The sequence below is a fragment of the Pedobacter nutrimenti genome (assembly GCF_032678445.1).
Lineage (GTDB): Bacteria > Bacteroidota > Bacteroidia > Sphingobacteriales > Sphingobacteriaceae > Pedobacter > Pedobacter nutrimenti_A.
Genome location: NZ_JAVTSQ010000005.1, coordinates 128,537 through 149,858, shown reverse-complemented (window position 1 = coordinate 149,858; position 21,322 = coordinate 128,537). Strand labels below are relative to the sequence as shown.

The following is a 21,322-nucleotide window of genomic DNA, read 5'->3' as shown; positions in this document are numbered from 1 at the left end:
GTGCTATAACATTCCTAATTCGAGCTGTGCAGCTTCAGACATCATATCTCTGGTCCAAGGTGGATCCCAGGTCACCACTACAGAGACCTCATTCACACCTTCAATCTGTTTAATCTTTTGTTCCACTTCCAGTGGAATAGACTGTGCCGCCGGGCATCCGGGAGCTGTCAGTGTCATCACAATCTGCACATTGTTTAATGGCGGAAGGATATCGGTTTCGTAAATGAGCCCCAGTTCATAGATGCTCACGGGTATTTCCGGATCATATATGGTCTGCAGACAATCAATTACTTTTTGTTTTAATTCTTCTTTATCCATGATCTATGGCTTTTGTTCTATTCCCTGGATCGTTTTATAAGCAATCGCATAATTTTTCATTTGTTTTATCATCGCAAGTAAACCATTAGAGCGGGTTTGCGCCAGATGGGTAAACATTCCGATTTCCCTGATGAAATCCAATCTGGCAGCAATAATCTCCTCTGGCTGATGTCCGGAAAGAACGGTGATCAGCATACTGACCAAGCCTTTAACAATAACTGCATCACTGTCGGCTTTAAAGAAGACCTTCCCCTGCCGATAGTTGGCCACCAGCCAAACTGTAGATTGGCAACCTTTAATCTTGTTTTCTTCTGTTTTATACTGTTCTTCCAGGAGCGGCAGTTTTTTCCCCAGGTCAATAATATATTCATATTTATCTTCCCAGGAATCAAATAAAGAGAAATCATCTATGATCTCCTGCTCAGTTTCTATGATGGATTTTTCGTTCATTACGATAACATTTTTATGGCCTTCTGCAAACCATTGATCAGTATGTCTATTTCCTCCCTGGTGTTGTATAGGGCAAAAGAGGCCCTTACCGTACCCGGAATTCCAAAACGCTTCATCAAGGGTTGAGTGCAATGATGGCCGGTTCGTACAGCAATGCCCATATTGTCCAGAATGATGCCAATATCCTGAGGGTGAATGTCTTTTATAACAAAAGAGACTAAACTTACTTTTTCTTTGGCTTCGCCAATGATCCGAAGTCCGGGGATTTGTTGTAGCTGTGCCGTGGCATAATCCAGCAAATTGTTTTCATGTTCTCTAATGGCTGCTTTGCCTGTTTCTTTTACAAAATCCAAAGCGGTTTTGAAGGCGATGGTATCTGCTATATTTGGTGTGCCGGCCTCATATTTATAAGGAAGATCATTATAGGTTGTTTTTTCAAAAGTCACTTCTTTGATCATCTCCCCGCCACCCTGAAAAACGGGCATGCTGTCCAGCAATTCCTTTTTGCCATACAGCACACCTATACCTGTTGGGCCATACACCTTATGAGCTGAAAAGGCAAAGAAATCACAATCCAGATCCTGTACATCTATATCCAGATGTACCGCCGACTGTGCACCGTCAACCAATACCCTGGCGCCAGCCTTGTGGGCTGCATTGATCATCTCTTTAACAGGGTTGACCGTTCCAAGGGCGTTAGATACCTGTACAATGGAAACCAGCTTGGTTCTTTCATTAAGCAATTCCATATAAGCTTCCATAGACAACTCTCCATGGTCATTTACAGGAATGATTTTTAAAACGGCATCTTTCTCTTCACAGAGGATTTGCCAGGGAACAATATTAGAATGGTGTTCCATTGCGGAAATAAGGATTTCATCGCCAGGAATAATATGCTGACGTCCCCAGGTGTAAGCTACAAGGTTAATCCCTTCTGTGGTTCCCCTTGTGAAAATGATTTCCTCTGGAGAAGCAGCTCCAATAAATTCCTGTGCTGCATGTCGCGTCGCTTCGTAAGCCAAGGTTGCCTCTTCAGCCAGGGTATGGATACCCCGGTGAATGTTCGCATTATAATTGGTGTAATAATCGCTGATGGCATCAATTACAGACTGGGGCTTTTGCGAGGTTGCTGCATTATCCAGGTAAACCAATGGCTTTTCTTTGACCCGCCTGTTCAGGATGGGAAACTGATTTCGGATGGAAGCCACATCCAGAACCTCAGGTATAGAATTTGGTGCTTTCATTAGGAAAGGGATAAATGTTCGTTGATCAGTTTTTCTGTATGTTTCTGTAAAGGTTCCAGTTTGATCTGGTCAATAATATCAGCCGCAAAAGCATGCAGTAAAAGAACCTCTGCATTTTCTTTTGGAATCCCTCTGGCCCTTAAATAATAAAGTGCTTCTTCATCCAGCTGTCCAACTGTGCAGCCATGTGAGCATTTCACGTCGTCTGCAAAGATTTCCAGCTGCGGTTTGGCATTGATACTGGCTTGCTCAGATAACAGGATGTTTTTGCTGGACTGATAAGCATTGGTTTTCTGTGCGTCTGGCTGAACAATGATCCTTCCGCTGAAAATACTGGTGGAGGCATCATCAGCAACACTTTTGTAGAGTTGATTGCTGTAACAATCCGGCATTTTATTGTCAATCATGGTGTGGTTGTCTACATGAGTTTTGCCTCTAAGTAAAGAGAGGCCATACAGATGTGTCTCATTTCCCCGGGCATCCATAACCAGGTTCAGGTTATTCCGCACCATTCCGCCGTTTAGAGAAAGTACCACCGTATGTACATGACTTTTTTCCATTTGTCTGATGTGAGTGGTATTGGTCTGGTGGGCATTAGATCCATCATTCTGGATCTTGTAGTATTCTACAAAAGCATCTGCTTCCACCACAATTTCCATAACTTCATTAATGAAGCTCTCACAAGTACCTAGTGTTTTGTAGGTCTCTGCCAGTTGAAATTTAGCCTGCGCTTCTACATAGACCAGACTTCTTGGCTGCGACAAAGTATGCTGTTGTCCTGCGTCTGAAAGGTGATAAATATAGACCGGGTGTTGCGATTGCTGCCCTTTAGGGATATATAAGAAGAGCCCTCCCTGAATAAATGAAGTATTCAGGGCATGGATACCATCCTTTATATAACCGCTGCTTTGTCCAAGGTGCAGGGCAACCAGCGTTTTGTATTTGCTTTTTATAGCCTCTTCTAATGGCAATACCACCAGCTGAGACTCCGGAGAACGGACCTCAGATAAAGAAGGGACATAACGACCATTCAGGAAAACCAGTTCATTAGCATCCTGGTGGCCCTTTATCCGCATTTCTTCCAGCGATGAAAGAAGGAAAGGAGAAATTTCCTGATCCGCTGCAAATTCATAGTCTTTGTCGAATAAGCTGCTGATATTGGTGTATTTCCATTCTTCTTGTCGCAATGTAGGCAGGCCGGACCGGTTAAAAGTATCGAAGTTTTCTTTGCGAATTTCCGATAGCAGGTCATTTGGATCCGAGGCCTGGAGTGCACTAAACTGATCTTTGAAATAATTTACATTCGTCATCGTCTTGATCTTAAATGGTTTTTAGCTTAGACATTTGCAGACTGATCAATGCTTTCTGTAATGAAATCATATCCTTTTTCTTCCAGTTCCAAAGCAAGTTCTTTTGTTCCTGATTTAACGATACGGCCTTTATACAATACGTGTACAAAATCTGGCTGGATATAATCGAGTAAGCGCTGGTAGTGGGTGATCAATAAAATGGAGCGCTCTGGTGTTCTCAGTTTATTAATGCCATTAGCTACAATACGTAAAGCGTCAATATCCAGGCCTGAGTCAGTTTCATCCAGGATGGCAAGTTTAGGTTCCAGCATAGCCATCTGGAAAATTTCATTTCTTTTTTTCTCCCCACCTGAGAATCCTTCATTAATGGATCGGCTGAGCAGAGACTGGCCAATTTCTACCATGGCCATCTTTTCTTTCATCATTTTAAGAAATGAGACCGCATCCAAAGGCTCCAGGCCTTGGTATTTGCGCTTTTCATTCACAGCAGCTTTGATAAAATTGGTGGTACTTACGCCAGGAATTTCAACTGGATATTGAAAAGCAAGGAACAAACCTTCACGTGCGCGGTCTTCAATAGAAAGTTCCAGCAAGTCTTTTCCTGAAAAAAGCACTTCGCCTTCAGTAACTTCATATTCTTCTCTTCCAGCCAGTACAGAAGCCAGTGTGCTCTTGCCCGAACCGTTTGGCCCCATAATGGCATGTACTTCTCCTGGTTTGATCTCCAGATTGATGCCTTTTAATATTTCTTTACCTTCTACGTTTGCGTGTATATTTTTAATGGATAACATGATCTTCTAATTCTATAAATGGATATATTTTAATTAACCAACACTACCTTCCATACTGATGGCCAGTAGTTTTTGTGCTTCAATGGCAAATTCCATAGGAAGCTGGTTCATTACCTCTTTAGCGAAGCCGTTTACAATCAGTGCTACAGCTGCTTCGGCATCAATACCGCGCTGTCTGCAGTAAAACAATTGATCTTCCCCGATTTTTGAAGTTGTAGCTTCATGCTCTACAATGGCAGTTTTATTCTTCACTTCTATATAAGGGAAAGTATGTGCTCCGCATTGATCTCCTAACAGCAGTGAATCGCACTGAGAATAGTTACGGGCATTGGTGGCTTGTTTGCTGGCGCGTACCAGCCCCCGGTAACTGTTATTGCTTTGTCCGGCAGAAATGCCTTTGGCAACAATTCTGCTCCTGGTATTTTTTCCAAGATGGATCATCTTCGTACCGGTATCTGCCTGTTGGTGGTGGTTGGTGAAAGCAACAGAGTAGAATTCACCTATAGAATAATCGCCTTTCAATATCACACTTGGGTATTTCCAGGTAATGGCAGAACCTGTTTCCACCTGTGTCCAGGAAATTTTCGAGTGATTACCTGCACATATTCCTCTTTTGGTCACAAAGTTATAAATCCCGCCCTGGCCGTTTTTGTCGCCCGGATACCAGTTCTGAACAGTAGAGTATTTAATTTCTGCTTTTTCCATAGCCACCAGTTCAACTACGGCAGCATGAAGCTGGTTTTCGTCGCGCATAGGTGCGGTGCAACCTTCCAGATAGCTTACATAGCTTTCGTCTTCTGCGATGATCAGCGTACGTTCAAACTGACCAGAATTTTCCGCATTGATCCTGAAATAGGTAGACAATTCCATTGGGCAGCGGACACCTTTCGGGATATAACAGAATGACCCGTCTGTAAATACCGCCGAATTTAATGCTGAAAAATAATTATCGGTCATCGGCACCACAGAACCCAGGTATTTTTTGACCAGTTCAGGGTGTTGCTGTATGGCTTCACTAATGGAGCAAAAGATAATGCCAATCTCTGATAGTTGCTCTTTAAAAGACGTCGCAATAGAAACACTGTCCATTACTACATCCACAGCCACGCCGCTCAGTCGTTTTTGTTCATCCAGAGAAATGCCCAGCTTTTCGAAAGTGCGCAGTAACTCCGGATCTACCTCATCCAGACTATTGAGTTGTTCTTTCTTCTTTGGAGCAGCATAATAGATAATGTCCTGATAGTTGATAGGTGGGTACTTCACGTTTGGCCATGTGGGTTCCACCATTTTTAGCCAGTATGCATAAGCTTTGAGACGCCATTTTAGCATCCATTCAGGCTCATTCTTTTTTTTGGAGATCAGCTCGATCACAGCCTCGCTAAGCCCCTTTGGAATAGTATCTGTATCAATATTTGTTACAAAGCCATATTTATAGTCATTGTGTGCGGCTTGTTCCAATAGATTTAAGTCTTCTTTCATGATGTCTGTTTCTAGACTAATACAATAGCAGTAATAAGATATACAAAGATAAGCTTATCTCTTATTTGTACAAAATAGTATAAACAGAGGAATGTAAGATTTGATCTACTTTTTGCGTTACATTAATGGTTTGAATTTTATAATTTTGTTAGATGAATACAACGGAAACAGTACAAGATTTTTACGCCAGGCTTCCTCATATTAATCCTTCCGGCTTGTCTATAAACAATGCCGGACCAGGGCACTTTAATGTCTTTACCCGGAGTTCCTGTCAGCATACCACTTTTTACTCCAGGAGGGACTTTTATAAAGTTTCTCTGGTGATCGGGACGGGACGGTTGCATTATGCAGATAAGTGGATAGAGATTGACCGGCCGGCCTTGCTGTTTTCCAATCCAATGATCCCTTATTCCTGGGAAGCGGGATCCGATGAACAGGAGGGTTGGTTTTGTTTGTTTACAGAAGCTTTTGTTCATTCTCAGGAACGGAAGGAGACCTTGCAGGACTCACCGCTGTTTAGGGTAGGGGGGACACCTATTTTTTTTATAGATGAGCAACAACTGGAAGAAATTTCTTTTTTGTTTAAAAAAATGATGCGGGAAATGAATTCAGACTATGTGCATAAATTTGACCTGCTCCGGAATTATATGCATGCAATCATCCATGAAGCCATGAAGATGCAACCGGCAGAAAATTTCGAAAAGCCTGTTAATGCCTCTTCCAGGATCACCAGTTTGTTCCTGGAACTCCTGGAACGGCAGTTTCCAATTGACACACCTGAAGCCGCACTTCAACTGAAAACGGCCAATCATTTTGCAGAGAATCTTTCCGTTCATGTCAACCACCTCAACCGTTCTGTCAAAGAAATTACAGGTAAAACTACCACCGAACATATTTCAGCAAGGATTGTTAAAGAGGCAATCGCTTTGCTGCGTCACACAGACTGGAATATTTCGCAGATTGCCTATAGTATAGGTTTTGAATACCCGGCCTATTTTAATAATTTTTTCAAAAAACAAACCGGACTTACCCCTGGGGAAGCACGGGTAATCCCTGTTTGAATTCTGTAAGTATTGGTTTGAATTTGTTAAATACATTGCCTGGATAAAGGCTTAAATTTGATCTGTTAGAAAAGAAATACTAAAAAGATGAAATACAGAAATCTAGGTAAGACAAATGAAAAATTATCAGCTGTAGGTTTAGGTTGCATGGGCATGAGTTTCGCTTATGGCCCTACAGATGATGCAGAAAGTATCGCTACCCTACATAAGGCGCTGGATCTTGGAATCAATTTCTGGGATACTGCAGATATGTATGCGAACGGGAAAAACGAAGAGTTAATTTCAAAAGTACTGGTGCCTAACCGGGACAAAGTATTTATTGCGACTAAGTTCGGCTTTCGCTTTAAAGATGATGTCGCTGGTCCAAGCAGCGCATCGGGAACTTATTTTGATGGTTCTCCGAAATGGTTAAAGCAGGCGGCGGAAAATAGTCTGAAAAGATTAAATATAGAGGTTATCGACCTGTACTATGCACACCGTATAGATCCAAATGTGCCCGTTGAAGAAATGGTAGGTGCTATGGCGGAACTGGTCAAAGAAGGTAAAGTCCGCTATCTGGGCCTAAGCGAAGCTTCTCCTGCCTCTATACGAAAAGCAAATGCGGTGCACCCAATTGCAGCGCTGCAAAGCGAGTATTCCTTGCTGACCAGGGATGTGGAAGGAGATATTCTCCATACCGTAAGAGAGCTGGGCATCAGTCTGGTTCCTTATTCTCCATTGGCGAGAGGATTGGTTACAAATACATTAGATGTTACCCAGCTGGCCGATACCGATTTTCGTAAAACACTGCCGCGTTACAGTGGCGACAATTTAAAGAACAATCAGCTGCTGGCGGCAGAATTTGCAAAACTGGCCGCGGCGAAACAAGCTACTCCGGCACAATTGGCGCTGGCTTGGGTGTTGGCTCAGGGAGAAGACATCATTCCTATTCCTGGAACAAAGAAGAGGAAATACCTGGAGGAAAATGCAGGGGCAGTAGATTTGACCCTTTCAGCAGATGACCTTAAGGGCATTCAGCATTTGCTGGAATTATACCCGCATACTGGCGAAAGGTATAGTGAAGGCGCCATGAAACTGGTCAACCACTAATTGAATCCTGGCCGTATTCAGCAGCGTATACGGCCAGGATCTTTAATGATTATTGTTTCTTGTACAGTGTTTCTGAAAGATAGTGTATGCCATCCTTGTAACTTGTGGGCGTAAATTGAAAGGCCTGCTCGAATTTCGAGGAGTCAAAATTATAGTTATGGTCATATTGATAATACATTTCCACTGTACCTGCCACTACTTTTTTGAATAAGCCAACCAGTTGAAGCATGAATTTGTTGATACTGGTGTAAGCTGGTTTGACTTCGTAAATAGCGGCAGCAAGCTCAATCATTGCTTTTCCGGTAATGGCAGGGGCAGTAGGCATATGCCAGATCTGATTGTCGCTTTCCGGGTGCTGTCCTAATAGGAAGAGTGCTTTTCCTGCATCAGGAATATAGGTGAAATTGTGCAGCTTTTCTGATTTTCCAATCCATTGAGCACTTTGTTTTTTCGCATATTTGTCAAATACCATCATATCCAGGAAGCTGTTCATGGAATCTGTTCCATAAAAGTCAGCTGCCCGTGCAATAGAAGCCTGTATATTTCCTGCCTTTACTTCATCCATAAGTTGAGTGGCAATCTTTGCCCTCACCTCTCCTTTAACACTACAAGGGTTATAAGGCGTATGCTCTGTCATAGGGCCATTCACCAGACCATACATATACACATTGTCAAAAAAGATCAATCTGGCACCGGTCTGTTTGGCTGCATTGATTACATTTTGGATGATCACGGGCCATTGCTGTTTCCAGACCTCTTTGTCGTAGACCAGACCGGCACAAAGGTAGATCACTGATGATCCCTTGGTGGCGTCCAGAATTTCATTATACTGGAGCAGGTCGGCTTTTTTCCAGGTGGTGTTTTCACTGCTGATCTTAACCGGTCTGCGGCTGACCAGGCGGATCATTTCTTTATTCAGGGATAATTCGCGGGCCAGTGCATTTGCTGTTGGTCCTCCAGCGCCTAATATCGTGTGCATATCTTTTTAGTTTTTTATCTGATCAAAGTTAGCCTTGTGCTGGAGATCAAAACGTTAACAAAAGATAAGGATTTTTATTAAGATGGCTGGAACAATAATCTTTTGCGGATTCTTGATAAAGAAACGGGGGTAATGCCTAAAAAATTCGCAATATAATGCTGTGGTACGCGCTGTAGGATCTCTCGTTCCTTGCTAACCAGATCCTGGTAACGCTCTTCAGGCGTCTGAGTGATAAAGGAACTGATCCTTTCTTCGTAACAGCATAAATAGTATTCGGCAGTAAGACGTCCAAAACGCTCCATTTTATAGGCAAGCAGGGGATGGTTAAGCATGTTTTGCAGGTCATGATAGGAGATCAGCAGCAAGGTGGCCGGTTCCAATGCCTGGATATAGCCTGTTCCGGGCTGCCTGGTCAGAAAGCTTTTGTAAGAACTGACCAACTCCCCGTCAAAACTGAAATAACCGGTAATCTCTTCGCCATCTTTAATATGATAATAACGCACAGAGCCTGTCAAAATAAAACCGATATAGCTGGCTATTTCCCCTTCCCTCGCAAAATGTTCCTTTTTTTTAAGAGATGAAGTACTGACATGCTGTACGAACAACCTCCATTCTTCTTCACTGAAAGTGACAAATTTTTCTAAAGCTTTACGGAAAACTAAAAGTGTAGCTGGATCAGGAGGTAATTTTATCATAACACGAATTTACAATCATTTTAAAGAGGACTATGTGAATAAGGATCAACCCTTTTTAAAACTATTGCCGTTAATGGTTTAACCACCAGAGGTATTTTCTCAATCCGGGTTTCACTGGTATCCAAACCAAAGGCTTTAGCTTCAGACTGAGCCAGTTTTTTAATAGCAAAATAACTGTTTAATATGAAACCTTCACTCACACTGAATTCATTGTTGTAAGACAGAAACTTTTCCATAATGACAAATTGAAAATCTGCAGCGAGATTATATCTGTTCAGGGAATCATATTTACTGGTGATGTCCAGTTCTTTACGGCTCACCATATCCTCCACAACTTTTCTGAACAAGACATTTACTCTTGGTTGTATTCTGAAACCTAAACGGAATTCAACCCGGATTACTTTGTCATCGTCTAATTCTTCTACGCTGTATTCCATTGTATATGGCTCATCTGTCCGTTCAATATGTACAAACCAGTACACATCTGCGCGTTTGGGTTTTCGGCTCAAAATCGAATACATGATCTTTTGCTCGATTTGCTTGCTGTTGTTGGCTTTGGTTAAATAGATCAGGTGTGTAGAGTATTTGGATATGCTAGGGTCTTCACTTAGCGCTCTTAACAGAGGTAGCTGATCCTTTAAGTCGATAAAGTTCAAAAACCTGTTGTTGATTTTACGAGCCTTGAACCAAATATACATGGTAAAGATCAGTCCAAATTCAAATACAAGGAAGAACAATCTTTTTAGAATCTTAACGGCATTGGCAACGAAGAAGGAGAATTCCACACAAAGGAACACACACAGTATAATCGTTACAATCCATAGTGGCCAGTGTTTTACATACCTCATGAAATAATACATGAGTATGGTCGTCATCAGCATGGCTATAGTAATAGAGAAACCATAAGCGGCAGTCATTGCTGCGGAGGTACGGAAATATAAAGAAACCGCAATACAACCCATACAAAGGATCCAGTTGATGCTTGGAATATACACTTGTCCGCGGATATTTGAAGGATATTTAATGGTGACCTTTGGCCAGAAATTCATGCTGATTGCTTCGCTGATCAGGGTAAATGAACCACTGATCAGAGCCTGGCTGGCAATAATGGTTGCCATAGTGGCCAAGGCAATACCGGGCAGCAGAAAGAAATGTGGAATGATCTCAAAAAATGGATTTATACCAGTGAAATTTTTTGTAGAAGGTTGGGTCAGTACCCAGGCACCCTGACCAAGATAATTTAATAGGAGAGAGGTTTTTACAAATATCCAGCTGACCTGGATATTTTTCCTTCCACAATGTCCCAGGTCTGAATACAGCGCCTCTGCTCCGGTTGTACATAAAAATACAGCCCCCAGAAGCCAGAATCCTTTTGGATGTTCTATTAAAAGTGCGGCACCATAATAGGGGTTTAATGCTTTTACGATCTGAGGATAGTGGGCCAGTTGTAAACTCCCTACAACAGCCAGCATTAAAAACCAAATTAACATCACTGGTCCAAAAGCAGAACCGACGATCTTTGTTCCAAATTGCTGGAAAAAGAACAATAAAAGCATAATGGTAATGACGATCAGCAAGACCAGGTCATTGCCCGGTACAATTGCCTTTGAAAAATAAGGAACCAGGTTTAGCCCTTCAATTGCTGAAGTGACAGAAATAGGGGGGGTGATGATCCCGTCAGCGAGCAAGGTTCCTGCACCTATGATGGCAGGTATGGCCAGCCATTTTCCGTATCGTCTAACCAATGCATATAAAGAAAATATACCGCCTTCCCCACGGTTGTCTGCTTGTAAAGTGATAAAAATGTACTTGAAGGTCGTTTGAAGGGTAAGCGTCCAGAAGATACAGGAAATGGACCCCAGCACCAGACTTTCATTTACTTTCCCGCCTTCTATAAGCAGCGTTTGAAAAACATAAAGAGGTGAAGTGCCGATATCGCCGAAGATGATACCAAGAGTGATAAGCAATCCGGCTGCGGATAGCTTTTTTAGATGTGGGTTCATTATCCTAAGATTATGGTTCTGGGTGAGTTAAGCTTTGATACTTTTATAAAAAAACAAAAGTAGAAATCTTAATGACATGTGGGCCGATTTATTAGTATCTTTTTTTCTGTTGTGTAAATGTCGTAATCAGCCCTCAGATTGTCGTCAACCGACACCTTCATGAATTGATTAATTACGCAATTTTATCCTGTTAAATAAAAAGAACTATTATGAAACCGAAAAGCATTAAAATTATCTACTGGGTAACTACCGGATTACTGGCACTGTTCATTTTACCAGGTATCTTTTTTCTAAACAGCCCAATGGCTCAGGAAGGAACCAAACATCTTGGCTTTCCACATTGGTTTAGTATGGAAGTTGGTATCGGTAGTTTTATCGGTGGACTTATCCTGATTATTCCTGGTTTGCCCTCCCGTCTTAAGGAGTGGAACTACGTGGCTCTGGGTATTATTTATCTTTCTGCCTTGATTGCACATTTGTCTGTAGACGGGATGATCGGGGAGTCTTTCGTACCGTTGGTCCCTTTTGCGTTGTTGTTGATCTCGTATATTTATTACCACAAGCTTTATCCATCAAGTTAACAGCGGAAATCACCAGTAAAAAACAGGATGATTCTATTTAGGATCATCCTGTTTAGCCTGTACTCAATTTTTCAACACCCTTTATTTGGCATGGCATAAATCACGTTGCCTGATACAGATAAATTGAAGCCCCTGTTTTCTATAGAAGGAAGTAACAGTTTCCATGTTTTGCCCATGTCAGATGACCGGAATATACCATCTGAGCGGCCACATATTAAATATTTGCCCACTTGTTTAATTGATGAAATATACAATGAAGATTGAAGTCCGAATATTTTGTTGGTTAATGAACTATTCCAGGAAGGCTGAAGTGGTTCACCTATGGTATTCCAGGTTTTTCCTCTATCCAGTGAAATGTGTATTCTGTTTGTTTGGGTGATTGTGTTGTAGGCTATAGCAGCAAATCCTCTATCGATACGTTCCACAGCGGTGCCAATGCCCCCTTCATTAATCATACGATCCCAGTTTTCACCGTCATCGGTCGATCTTAATATTCCCTGTGTGCTGGCCGCCAGTAGTACACCGTTTGACTCTACCATTTTCATTACCCAGCCTCCAACATGCACATATTTCCAAGTTTTTCCACTGTTAGTGGATTTAAAAAGGGCGTTGTTAGAGCCGATGAAAATTGTGCCTCCCGTAGTTTCAAAAACGCTGCATACTTGCTTCTCTTTATAATTCTTGTACATCCAATCTGTCGTTCTGTTCATGCGTACAGCTTGCTCTTGGAAATTCGTGTACATGGGCGACCAGTCATTCGTTCCGTTTATTTTTTGTAAAAATTGTCCCCTGAAATCATATGCAAATATCCCATTCTTGCCAGGGGCAATCTCACGCTGTTTACCGGGAAAAATCTCTTTTGTCCAAAAACGATTGGTGGAATTTGGTTCACTGTGATAAACCCCATTGCCAGCACGTACATAAAGCCCACGGTCATTTGCAAGTAAACCATGACTCCACACACCTTCTCTCTGCAAATTTTCAGGCAGCCCTTCGCTAATGTCCTGCCATGTTTGTCCGCCGTCAGAAGATCTGAAAACGATATTTGCAGGCCGTGATTTAGTATCTTCTACTGTTTTTTTTCCATTTTCCTTTTCTTTTAGTATAAAGGAATTTAATAGAAATAATACCAGGAAGGTGGCCGGAACAAACACAAGTGCTTTTTTCATTTTTTTATTTTCCATATCCTATAAAGTTGATGCAGCAAAATTACTTTGATTCCTTTCAGGGCAGGGAATTTGGATTGTAAATAAAAATGTAAACTGTGTAAATAAATCAACATATAAAACAAGTTGTTGCCCGTGGTCGCCGGGAATATCTTTTGAAGGAGGGGATTGGTGGATAAATGCTGGGCTCAAACCCAAAACAACAAAAAAGCCTGATACGGAAGTGTCAGGCTTTTTTGTTCGATTCTTTTACAAGTACTCAGAGCGGGAATCGAACCCGCACGACTTTTAAGGTCACAGGATTTTAAGTCCTGCGTGTCTACCAGTTCCACCATCTGAGCAGGTGTTAAACCTTTTAAAAACAAAAGCCTTCCAATGAGAAGGCTTTTGAGCGAAAGACGAGATTCGAACTCGCGACCCCGACCTTGGCAAGGTCGTGCTCTACCAACTGAGCTACTTTCGCTGTTATGTTCTGCGAAGATAGACATTGTTTTTATTTTTACTAACTATATTTTGAAGATATCCTTAAATCCGCTGAGGTTCAGCAAGAAAAAAAATCAATAAATTTATTTTTCTTGAATTGGGGGCGATGGAAGTACATTATTCTATTCTTTGACTTTTAAAGGCTGTTTTTTTGAAATAAAGCTCACAATGCATTGGGCATCAAATTCAATCAATAAACTAAAGTTGCTTGTCAATCTCCCTCGACAGGGATTCAGCAATACCTGCTCCACCAAGCTGTGAGTAACTAACCAAACCACTTTTGTCAATTACCATTGACGTTGGGAACCCGAAAACCTGATAAGCATCTATAGTTTTTTTTCCATCGCACAATAATGTGTAATTGAAGTTGTTTGTTTTTAAGAAGTCCTTAATCCGGTCGGCATTATCTCGCCCTATTGCAAGAAAAACCACACCCTTGTCCTTATATTTTTCTTTTAACCTGTTTAGCTCTGGCATTTCTTCTTTACATGGTTCGCAGCCAGCAAACCAAAAATTCAGCACAATTACTTTTCCTTTTAAATTTTGCAATGTATATTTTGTCCCATAAATATCAAACAGCTCAAATGATGGTGCAACCTTTCCGATCATTTCACTTGTTCTTTCCATTTTCTCTTGGTGGTGTTTCATCATCAAAGAATCAGGTTTTTCCAGGTAAATTTTTTCTTCGCTACCTTCGGTCGCACGACCTATCATAAATTTCCCACCCCACGATTGGATAACACTGTCAATCTTTGCATAGGGTATTGCAGCCCCTCCTTTGATATAGTACTTCGCACTTTTAGGGAACATATCTTCCCTGGCCATCTTCTGTTGGGCATTAGCAAGGCCGACAGATAAGCATATGGTTATTGTCAATAAATAAGTTTTCATATTTTTTTATTTTTCTGATAAGGCAAAACTAACCAGACAGACCGCTGGTTTCTGTTAATCATTTCTTAACTAATGTTAACTAGTGTTAATCATTCTGTCTGGCTGCTTATAATGAATATCTTTGTTGTTATATATCAGATATTGTAAAAAGAGATACCATTTATATGAAGAAAAGGGTTCGTTTTGTATGGCTGATGGCTATTCTGACAATTACGGGAATCATCCTGTTCCAGGTATACTGGGTGTACAATTCCTACAAAACTGAGGAACGTAATTTTTACAGGTCGGTAACTTTCTCATTGGAGCGCAGCATTAATGCATACTTATTAGGGGAGATCAATCCTTATGCGGCTTTCAATCCAAATTCATCTTCCATTTCAATGATAAATGGTAGCGTGAAAATCCCCAGGCCAAATAATAGCGTGCCGGGAACAGGCACTGTAGGGCAAGGAATCGTGATCAAGTTTACTACATCCCAGGCACCTTCCCCTAGTGCTTCGCAGCTGAAGTTGGTAATGGCTAACCTTGTAGCGGCCACGTTAGTAGCCCGAAACTCGAATGAACCTTTAAAAATGGACGCATTAAGCTCAATTTTAAAGAACGAGCTACAAAAAAACAACCTTCCTGTTTCATTTAAACTTCACCTGCTTAAAAAACAAAAAATGCTGCCTGCGAACCAGGCCGCCGCATTTGTAATCTCTTCAAGAGATAATGATGCTGTCGTTGCCGATATCATCAATGTGAACCAGTATCTATTGCCGCGGATTTTTATACCGGCTTTGATCTCCCTGTTATTGATCTTCTTTTCTGCTGCCAGTCTTTTTTATATGGGAATCATCATTCGAAAACAGATGAGGCTGGACTCTATGAAAAACGATTTTTTTAGCAATATCGCCCATGAACTGCGTACACCAATCTCTATTCTGAAGTCGACTCACGAGGCACTATATAAGTTTGGTGAATCCTCAAACCCCGAAATAACTTCCCGTTACCTCCAGATCAATACAACTATTCTGGATAAATTGGATGGTAATGTTGACCGGATATTGGATATTGCCGGGTATGAGCATGGTGCTAAGCCATCAAAGATAGAGCGGGTGGATCTCGTAACACTTTTTAAGGAGATCACAACGGAGTTTATGATCTATAAACAGGCCTCGATTCAATATGATCTGCCAGCCAGGCCTTATGTTGATACGGACAGGTATATTATCGTCACTGTGCTAACAAGCCTTGTAGACAATGCCATTAAGTATGCCGGCCGGCCGGTAAACATCAGGATAATGGCGTGGTTTGAAGATCGTGACTGGAAATTAGAGGTAAAAGATGACGGACAAGGGATCGATGAACAATACCAACCCTATATCTTTGATAAGTTCTACAGGGTACCATCGGGCGACATTCACGAAGTAAAAGGATATGGATTAGGCTTAAACTATGTTAAGGGGCTTGTCGCTATCCTGAATGGACGGATCAGTGTAAAGAGTAGTAAAGGTATCGGGACAACTTTTACGGTAAAATTGCCACTATATGGATAAGATCAGCGTACTATTAGTTGAGGACGAGGACGTACTGGCTATGATCATTGCTGAAACGCTCGGCAAAAGAGGGTTCGAAATTAAGATCGCCAGAAACGGTGTTGAGGGATGGAGCAAGTTCAACCAGTTAAAACCCGACATTTGTATCATTGATGTTATGATGCCCCGAAAGGACGGTATCTCCTTACTTCAGGATATCCGAAAAGTAGACGAATTTATCCCCGTTATCTTTCTTACAGCAAAGTCTCAAACAGAGGATGTATTAAAGGGATTTGAAGCCGGAGCAGATGACTATATGAAAAAGCCATTTAGCATGGAGGAGCTGATATTGCGATTAAGGAGCATTTTACGTAGAAAGATATCTGCAGCGATAACCACACCCTCTCCAGTAGGGAACTCTTGTCAGATTGGGCCTTATCAGTTTAACCATAAAAAATTAGAATTAACGTTTGAGAATTCAACGATAGCATTATCACAAAGGGAAGGGGATCTCCTGGCTCTGCTGCTACAGCATAAAAACAGCATCTTGGACAGAAGCACTGCATTATTAAAGCTTTGGGGCGATGACAATGTATTTAACGCCCGAAGCATGGATGTATATATTTCCCGATTGCGCAAACACTTCGTTAGAGATGATAATGTGAAAATATTGAATATCAGGAACCAAGGGTATAAAATAATGGACTAGTAACCCGGAAAGTTGAACGAAGTAGTGTAGCTTATCTAGCTGATTAGATTAACAGTGCTTCATAAAAAAAAGCCATGTTAGAACTAAAATACGTCCTAATCATGGCTTTGTACTCAGAGCGGGAATCGAACTTTTTTCTTAACCCGCTGATGTTCTGGTATTTAATTTTTTATATTTCCAAAGACGCACGAATGACGCTCTTGTTGAAAATGCTTAAAATAGGATGTCAAATATTAAAACTTTTGAGACCTGCAATACTTATAACAATTGATTAAAGTACTACAATCCTTATCCCTGCAAAGATAAGAACTTTTATGGTGTTTTGTAAAATATTTTGCTGAATAAAATTAGACAAATAGCAGTTACACTTGGAGTTCAGACCTCAAATAAATCCACAAAATGTGATCATGAAAACTGCGTTTTTTCGCACTTTCATTTTTATTGCTTTTTGTTAATATTTGTATTGACACCTACTGAAAAAAATTATGCACAGAGAACCTTTAAGAGACAGCGCCTATTGGCAGGAATGGATTAAAGAATGTATTGAGGATGTTAAGGAGCGGCAGGATAAACTAAAAGTCACACCTTTCCCGGAAAAGTGGAAGAAGAACAGCATCACCCAAAGTCTGTATTACGACTGTAAAAGGTTGATCACTTTAAAGTACTCAGGAGAAACTCCTGTAGAAGAGATCGCTAATGATTATCCTCAGCTTATCGATGCCTGGGTGGCCTATAACCAGAATATTTCGACGGGAGACAATAAAAAGCATTTGCTTTTGACACATGATTATTACCGCGTATTGACCCTGATCAGTTGGGGAATAATTTTTAATGCGCCGTCCGAATTATTTCAAAAAATGGCCGATCATATGCACAGCAATGGAGAAGATGCATTGATCGAAACACTGCTGGCTATGAAACTGAAAGACAGGACCACAACGGATAAGTTGATCTATCCAAAATCCTTTGAGTTATTGTATAAAACTACACAAACCAAAGGAACAGAACAGGCAGCTTTAATAAAAGAGTACTTAGGCAACTGGTACAAGAACATGAAAGATTTCATTAACTACGATGCCCATAAAGCCAAGGGTGAAGGTGATTTTGAGGGATATTGGAGCTTTGAAGTGGCTGCTGTTGTTGCGCTATACAATATTGATGATAGCAGTTTCAGGGATATGGATTTCTATCCGAAGGATATCGCAGCTTTTGCAAAGACAAATATTTAGCAACATGGAACAGGATAAAGCTACAGCAGGAAAAGAACTAAAAAGCATTGTTGCGGCGGCAGACAATACGTTAATAGGGTTTATTGAATTGGGACAAAGTTTTGGCCTGATACTGGATTATTCGTTGGATAGCCTGGATGAAGTGGAAAAGCTGCTGGTTACTTTTAAATCCCGAACAAACTTTGAGGAGCTAAAATCTGATGCCTGGCTCTATATTGGGCAATGCCTTTGTAAATCCTTAGCTGCAAAATGGAAAGTATCCAATGATGTGAGCCATTACAGGCATCATTATATGCTACCCGTTGTACAGGGCTTTTCCAAGTTTAATGATCAGTATTGCCCCATGCTGGAAATCAATAAGTTTTTGGTGGACAGTAAAAAATCATTTTTCAAGAACACAATTCATGCGATGCAAAATGGGACCTATAGATATAACTAAGATTGCAGTACAATAGTCATTTTAGCGGCAAACGATAACTTAATATGAATCTGTATAAAAGTATAACATATGGCCTGTCTGTTTCTATTGGTTTATTCCTTATTATGGATACTATGAAGGTTTGTGCTCAAGCCATACCTGCGAACCATTCGGGGAGAAAGGACCACAAAGTAACTCCTCAACTGTTGCAAAGGCAAATTGGATTGGGCAGTGATCCTTCCGGTTGGGGTTTTAATGCTGCGAATAAGGAAGACCTGGAGGTAAGTTTGGCCCTACAGGATAGTATTCTCCGGAAAAGTGGCTACCAAAAATCCAATGATTTTTTTCATAAGGCCCAGGCCATTTTTAATTTGAAAAAAAACAGGTGGCAAAACGATCCTGTGCAATTGGAAATTGGTTTCGATGAGCGTATAAATTCAACACAGTGCTTTGAACCTACAGACGGTCTTAGGCTCGTCCTGAACCAGCAAAAGACCCATGTTTTCATCTCAGCACAACATCAGCTTGTAGGTAATCTTTTCCTTGTTCCCCAGTTGGTGGACTATCAAAAAGAGTATCCCCAGGTTAAAAAAATGGAGCAGGAAAGTACCTTAACTAAAGTGCCATCAAGAACAACACTTAAGTGGAGGGACGTAACCGATCTTGACCAGCAGCGAAACATTATCGTGCAGACGATAATAGCCCGCAACAAATACTTGTTCAATAATGATAAAAGCCAGTTGCAGTTTCTATTGCATAACGATAGCGTTTTCATGAATGCCCTGGTGGAAATCTTTGGCTATACCAAGGATGAACAACTTTTAAGGTCTGTACTTCAGAAGTATAGAGAATCATCGGATGATTTTGAAACCAGTCCTGATAAACTGGGGCGTATTATTTTTCCAAAAGATTGCAATAGAAAGCTCGAAGTAAGAAAAGATATGTTAAACTACATCTCAAAGAACACTTCAAAAAGCGATGTTCGCCTGATACTTTCTTTGGGTGCTTTCGCCTCTAAAATAATCAGATCGGAAGATGAGACCTTAAATCGTCTTTATTCAAAAGAGGATAAGAGGGAAATGGTCGCCTACATCGCAGCCATTTATGATCCCGCTTTTAAAACCTATAGGGAAACCAACAATGCCAACTGGCCCAAAGTTCCGCTGCTGGCATTACTTTTTAGACGGGACCCTGGAGCAGAACAAACAATCATACAACAAAAGTATTATGGCCTTTCTCAACTAGCGGAGTTAATTAAGTTTAGTAAAGAGAATTTTAGCGACGATTTTTTATACCATTAATTACGGCCTTGAATATGATAAAATACCTAGTCATTAGGATAACCATTATTGCTTCAGTTATACTGTTGTTGTATTATGGTGCCTATTTTCTTTTGCCCCAAAGGTATCAAGACGATCAATTCAGTTTTATTGGTGAACTGGATGCATTTTTTAGGTTAACCGCAATTTTTTTAATACTCTGCCTGATAGGCTTCGGCTTTGAAACCTACCGGTTCCATAAGCTTAGCAGTAAAATGAAGGTTGCAGGTATCGCTTTATTATTCATAATTGTTATTGCCATCCTGTTCTTAGGATGGTGTATTTTATTCCTTTAAGTCATACAAAAATGAAAACATTCTATATCACACTATTTACTTTATTCTGCTTAAAAACGGTGAATGCCCAGTCCCTGAAGGATTGCGCTTCATGTTCTTCACTAGAACTAAAACCAGCGCAAATTGAAAATCTGAGTATTGATGAAATACGTTTCTTAACTAACGACCTGCTCGCCAGAAAAGGCTATAAGTTCAAAAAAGGAGAGGAGGTTGATACCTACTATACGCAGCAAGAGTGGTACAAGCCCAAAAAGACAAATAGTGAAATCATTTACAGTAACATTGAAAAGCAAAATATTAAATTGTTCCAGGACCGTACCATTTTCTTAAAAGAGAGGAGGGAAAAGCAGATGTCTGAAATCAAGAGCCTAAAGCAATACGTATTGGCCAACAATGCCCTGGAACTTTCCCGGAGATTCAAGTTTGTTAAGACCAAAAATGATTTCCAGTACTTACAAAAAGCATTAGAAAAGATTAGTGTGGGTGACATTCATTGGTTTAAACACAGAGCAAAGTATGAATTGACAATTGACGATGGCAACTATATATGCGTTTACTCGATTAATATCGATGGTAACAAGGTCCAGATACAGTACAACCACCAGGGAGGGTCAAAAATCGACAAATACAACACACTTTACCCAACAGACTACAATAATGAGTTTGCCTACTCCTGGGGTTTTGAGTTTGACGGTGTGGCATTGAAGTACATAAAGTTTGATGTGGCTGGTTAGACCCATTAAGCTACTCACCACTTTTCATCTATCTCCAAATTTTGCCCAAAGCTTAGGATAAAGCTTCGGCAAATCGTCCTCCTCCCAATCTTCACCTGTGATTTCCTGAGCGAGATCATCATAGTCGAAGCCTTGTGTACGAGCTACATCTCTTGGAAGTTCATCTTCATCGGAATCTTTGTGAAGATTTTGATATGCCGCATCAGCAACATAAAGTAGACCTTCAAAGTCAGGTTCGGTATCACTGTCAATCATGTCAGCCGTTAAATCAGGGTTTTTCAAAGTAAGAGTATAGAAATCCAAACCTTGAGCAATCACCCAACAGCGGAAATATAGAAATGAATCGTCAGAAACATACCCATCGACTATTTTAGCAAAAGCAAGAGCTTTATAATCGTTGGCTCTAATAATCATTTTTCAGATGATGATCTCATATGTGTCTGTTATAGAATGAGGCTTAATTTTATACAAAGAGAGAAGGCGGACGATATTAATTACGTCCGCCTTTTTTGCTTCTTAAGGAATCCATTTATTGAGCTTACTCGTATTTCTTAGCGCAT

21 protein-coding genes and 2 tRNA genes are annotated in these 21,322 nt (G+C 40.8%); 9 read left to right on the top strand and 14 right to left on the bottom strand.

What is annotated here, in order from left to right; genetic code table 11:
* Positions 1–3: 3 nt before the first annotated feature.
* Genes R2S08_RS10275 through sufB form a run of 6 tightly spaced genes read right to left on the bottom strand, consistent with a single transcriptional unit; the run spans position 4 to position 5,592 of the window.
* A complete protein-coding gene (locus R2S08_RS10275) occupies positions 4–318 on the bottom strand; it encodes an iron-sulfur cluster assembly protein (protein ID WP_133780436.1) in 315 nt (104 codons plus the stop codon).
* Positions 319–321: 3 nt separating this feature from the next.
* Complete coding sequence (locus tag R2S08_RS10270) at positions 322–768, bottom strand: SufE family protein (RefSeq protein WP_316835096.1); 447 nt, start codon at positions 766–768, stop codon at positions 322–324.
* Positions 768–2,012 carry a cysteine desulfurase gene (locus tag R2S08_RS10265; RefSeq protein ID WP_316835095.1) on the bottom strand — a complete coding sequence of 415 codons (1,245 nt, stop codon included), beginning with the start codon at positions 2,010–2,012 and terminating at the stop codon, positions 768–770. The genes R2S08_RS10270 and R2S08_RS10265 overlap by 1 nt, the downstream gene beginning before the upstream one ends.
* Positions 2,012–3,322: a Fe-S cluster assembly protein SufD gene (gene sufD / locus R2S08_RS10260; RefSeq protein WP_316835094.1), complete on the bottom strand. Its 1,311-nt coding sequence runs from the start codon at positions 3,320–3,322 to the stop codon at positions 2,012–2,014. Before sufD ends, R2S08_RS10265 begins: the two co-directional genes overlap by 1 nt.
* Positions 3,323–3,348: 26 nt before the next feature.
* Positions 3,349–4,113, bottom strand: a complete 765-nt coding sequence (gene sufC, locus R2S08_RS10255) for a Fe-S cluster assembly ATPase SufC (RefSeq protein ID WP_316835093.1) — start codon at positions 4,111–4,113, stop codon at positions 3,349–3,351.
* Positions 4,114–4,146: 33 nt separating this feature from the next.
* The gene (gene sufB / locus R2S08_RS10250; RefSeq protein ID WP_316835092.1) at positions 4,147–5,592 is read right to left on the bottom strand and encodes a Fe-S cluster assembly protein SufB; all 1,446 of its coding nucleotides are present in this window, start codon (positions 5,590–5,592) and stop codon (positions 4,147–4,149) included.
* Positions 5,593–5,744: 152 nt separating this feature from the next.
* Between sufB and R2S08_RS10245 the strand changes: the two genes are divergently transcribed.
* Positions 5,745–6,653 carry a helix-turn-helix domain-containing protein gene (locus R2S08_RS10245; protein ID WP_316835091.1) on the top strand — a complete coding sequence of 303 codons (909 nt, stop codon included), beginning with the start codon at positions 5,745–5,747 and terminating at the stop codon, positions 6,651–6,653.
* Positions 6,654–6,740: 87 nt separating this feature from the next.
* The gene (locus R2S08_RS10240) at positions 6,741–7,742 is read left to right on the top strand and encodes an aldo/keto reductase (protein WP_316835090.1); all 1,002 of its coding nucleotides are present in this window, start codon (positions 6,741–6,743) and stop codon (positions 7,740–7,742) included.
* 49 nt (positions 7,743–7,791) lie between these two features.
* On the opposite strand, the gene R2S08_RS10235 is transcribed toward R2S08_RS10240, so the two are convergent.
* From R2S08_RS10235 to R2S08_RS10225, 3 genes are all read right to left on the bottom strand, one after another.
* On the bottom strand, positions 7,792–8,721 hold the full coding sequence (locus tag R2S08_RS10235) for an NAD-dependent epimerase/dehydratase family protein (protein WP_316835089.1): 930 nt from the start codon (positions 8,719–8,721) through the stop codon (positions 7,792–7,794).
* A gap of 77 nt (positions 8,722–8,798) precedes the next feature.
* Positions 8,799–9,416, bottom strand: a complete 618-nt coding sequence (locus R2S08_RS10230) for a Crp/Fnr family transcriptional regulator (protein ID WP_316835088.1) — start codon at positions 9,414–9,416, stop codon at positions 8,799–8,801.
* Between the two features lie 20 nt (positions 9,417–9,436).
* Positions 9,437–11,419 (bottom strand): KUP/HAK/KT family potassium transporter, encoded by a 1,983-nt coding sequence (locus R2S08_RS10225; protein ID WP_316835087.1) that lies wholly within the window; start codon positions 11,417–11,419, stop codon positions 9,437–9,439.
* A gap of 209 nt (positions 11,420–11,628) precedes the next feature.
* Here R2S08_RS10225 and R2S08_RS10220 point away from each other — a divergent pair, with 209 nt between their 5' ends.
* On the top strand, positions 11,629–12,000 hold the full coding sequence (locus tag R2S08_RS10220; protein WP_133780425.1) for a DoxX family protein: 372 nt from the start codon (positions 11,629–11,631) through the stop codon (positions 11,998–12,000).
* A 71-nt stretch (positions 12,001–12,071) separates the two neighbouring features.
* On the opposite strand, the gene R2S08_RS10215 is transcribed toward R2S08_RS10220, so the two are convergent.
* The 4 genes from R2S08_RS10215 to R2S08_RS10200 form a co-directional block, all read right to left on the bottom strand.
* On the bottom strand, positions 12,072–13,169 hold the full coding sequence (locus R2S08_RS10215; protein WP_316835086.1) for an exo-alpha-sialidase: 1,098 nt from the start codon (positions 13,167–13,169) through the stop codon (positions 12,072–12,074).
* Between the two features lie 253 nt (positions 13,170–13,422).
* Positions 13,423–13,507 (bottom strand) — tRNA-Leu (locus R2S08_RS10210).
* 49 nt (positions 13,508–13,556) lie between these two features.
* Positions 13,557–13,629: transfer RNA gene (locus R2S08_RS10205), tRNA-Gly, on the bottom strand.
* 218 nt (positions 13,630–13,847) lie between these two features.
* Positions 13,848–14,540 carry a TlpA disulfide reductase family protein gene (locus R2S08_RS10200; RefSeq protein ID WP_316835085.1) on the bottom strand — a complete coding sequence of 231 codons (693 nt, stop codon included), beginning with the start codon at positions 14,538–14,540 and terminating at the stop codon, positions 13,848–13,850.
* Positions 14,541–14,704: 164 nt separating this feature from the next.
* Between R2S08_RS10200 and R2S08_RS10195 the strand changes: the two genes are divergently transcribed.
* The 6 genes from R2S08_RS10195 (at position 14,705) to R2S08_RS10170 (ending at position 20,762) form a co-directional block, all read left to right on the top strand.
* Positions 14,705–16,078, top strand: coding sequence for a HAMP domain-containing sensor histidine kinase (locus tag R2S08_RS10195; RefSeq protein ID WP_316835084.1), 1,374 nt, complete (start codon positions 14,705–14,707; stop codon positions 16,076–16,078).
* A complete protein-coding gene (locus R2S08_RS10190) occupies positions 16,071–16,766 on the top strand; it encodes a response regulator transcription factor (protein WP_316835083.1) in 696 nt (231 codons plus the stop codon). The genes R2S08_RS10195 and R2S08_RS10190 overlap by 8 nt, the downstream gene beginning before the upstream one ends.
* 485 nt (positions 16,767–17,251) lie before the next feature.
* Positions 17,252–17,995 carry a PoNe immunity protein domain-containing protein gene (locus R2S08_RS10185; RefSeq protein ID WP_316835082.1) on the top strand — a complete coding sequence of 248 codons (744 nt, stop codon included), beginning with the start codon at positions 17,252–17,254 and terminating at the stop codon, positions 17,993–17,995.
* 4 nt (positions 17,996–17,999) lie between these two features.
* A complete protein-coding gene (locus tag R2S08_RS10180) occupies positions 18,000–18,434 on the top strand; it encodes a hypothetical protein (protein WP_316835081.1) in 435 nt (144 codons plus the stop codon).
* A 44-nt stretch (positions 18,435–18,478) separates the two neighbouring features.
* Positions 18,479–19,714, top strand: coding sequence for a hypothetical protein (locus tag R2S08_RS10175; protein ID WP_316835080.1), 1,236 nt, complete (start codon positions 18,479–18,481; stop codon positions 19,712–19,714).
* Positions 19,715–20,039: 325 nt separating this feature from the next.
* Complete coding sequence (locus tag R2S08_RS10170; RefSeq protein WP_316835079.1) at positions 20,040–20,762, top strand: YARHG domain-containing protein; 723 nt, start codon at positions 20,040–20,042, stop codon at positions 20,760–20,762.
* Between the two features lie 24 nt (positions 20,763–20,786).
* Here the strand turns inward: R2S08_RS10170 and R2S08_RS10165 are convergent, their stop codons facing one another.
* The gene (locus R2S08_RS10165; RefSeq protein ID WP_316835078.1) at positions 20,787–21,176 is read right to left on the bottom strand and encodes a DUF4240 domain-containing protein; all 390 of its coding nucleotides are present in this window, start codon (positions 21,174–21,176) and stop codon (positions 20,787–20,789) included.
* Positions 21,177–21,322 lie beyond the last annotated feature (146 nt).

Bases quoted from the DNA above. Each gene is read 5' to 3' on its own strand.
- R2S08_RS10275 (WP_133780436.1), bottom strand. From the start codon at position 318: ATGGATAAAGAAGAATTAAAACAAAAAGTAATTGATTGTCTGCAGACC.
- R2S08_RS10270 (WP_316835096.1), bottom strand. From the start codon at position 768: ATGAACGAAAAATCCATCATAGAAACTGAGCAGGAGATCATAGATGAT.
- R2S08_RS10265 (WP_316835095.1), bottom strand. From the start codon at position 2,012: ATGAAAGCACCAAATTCTATACCTGAGGTTCTGGATGTGGCTTCCATC.
- sufD (WP_316835094.1), bottom strand. From the start codon at position 3,322: ATGACGAATGTAAATTATTTCAAAGATCAGTTTAGTGCACTCCAGGCC.
- sufC (WP_316835093.1), bottom strand. From the start codon at position 4,113: ATGTTATCCATTAAAAATATACACGCAAACGTAGAAGGTAAAGAAATA.
- sufB (WP_316835092.1), bottom strand. From the start codon at position 5,592: ATGAAAGAAGACTTAAATCTATTGGAACAAGCCGCACACAATGACTAT.
- R2S08_RS10245 (WP_316835091.1), top strand. From the start codon at position 5,745: ATGAATACAACGGAAACAGTACAAGATTTTTACGCCAGGCTTCCTCAT.
- R2S08_RS10240 (WP_316835090.1), top strand. From the start codon at position 6,741: ATGAAATACAGAAATCTAGGTAAGACAAATGAAAAATTATCAGCTGTA.
- R2S08_RS10235 (WP_316835089.1), bottom strand. From the start codon at position 8,721: ATGCACACGATATTAGGCGCTGGAGGACCAACAGCAAATGCACTGGCC.
- R2S08_RS10230 (WP_316835088.1), bottom strand. From the start codon at position 9,416: ATGATAAAATTACCTCCTGATCCAGCTACACTTTTAGTTTTCCGTAAA.
- R2S08_RS10225 (WP_316835087.1), bottom strand. From the start codon at position 11,419: ATGAACCCACATCTAAAAAAGCTATCCGCAGCCGGATTGCTTATCACT.
- R2S08_RS10220 (WP_133780425.1), top strand. From the start codon at position 11,629: ATGAAACCGAAAAGCATTAAAATTATCTACTGGGTAACTACCGGATTA.
- R2S08_RS10215 (WP_316835086.1), bottom strand. From the start codon at position 13,169: ATGAAAAAAGCACTTGTGTTTGTTCCGGCCACCTTCCTGGTATTATTT.
- R2S08_RS10200 (WP_316835085.1), bottom strand. From the start codon at position 14,540: ATGAAAACTTATTTATTGACAATAACCATATGCTTATCTGTCGGCCTT.
- R2S08_RS10195 (WP_316835084.1), top strand. From the start codon at position 14,705: ATGAAGAAAAGGGTTCGTTTTGTATGGCTGATGGCTATTCTGACAATT.
- R2S08_RS10190 (WP_316835083.1), top strand. From the start codon at position 16,071: ATGGATAAGATCAGCGTACTATTAGTTGAGGACGAGGACGTACTGGCT.
- R2S08_RS10185 (WP_316835082.1), top strand. From the start codon at position 17,252: ATGCACAGAGAACCTTTAAGAGACAGCGCCTATTGGCAGGAATGGATT.
- R2S08_RS10180 (WP_316835081.1), top strand. From the start codon at position 18,000: ATGGAACAGGATAAAGCTACAGCAGGAAAAGAACTAAAAAGCATTGTT.
- R2S08_RS10175 (WP_316835080.1), top strand. From the start codon at position 18,479: ATGAATCTGTATAAAAGTATAACATATGGCCTGTCTGTTTCTATTGGT.
- R2S08_RS10170 (WP_316835079.1), top strand. From the start codon at position 20,040: ATGAAAACATTCTATATCACACTATTTACTTTATTCTGCTTAAAAACG.
- R2S08_RS10165 (WP_316835078.1), bottom strand. From the start codon at position 21,176: ATGATTATTAGAGCCAACGATTATAAAGCTCTTGCTTTTGCTAAAATA.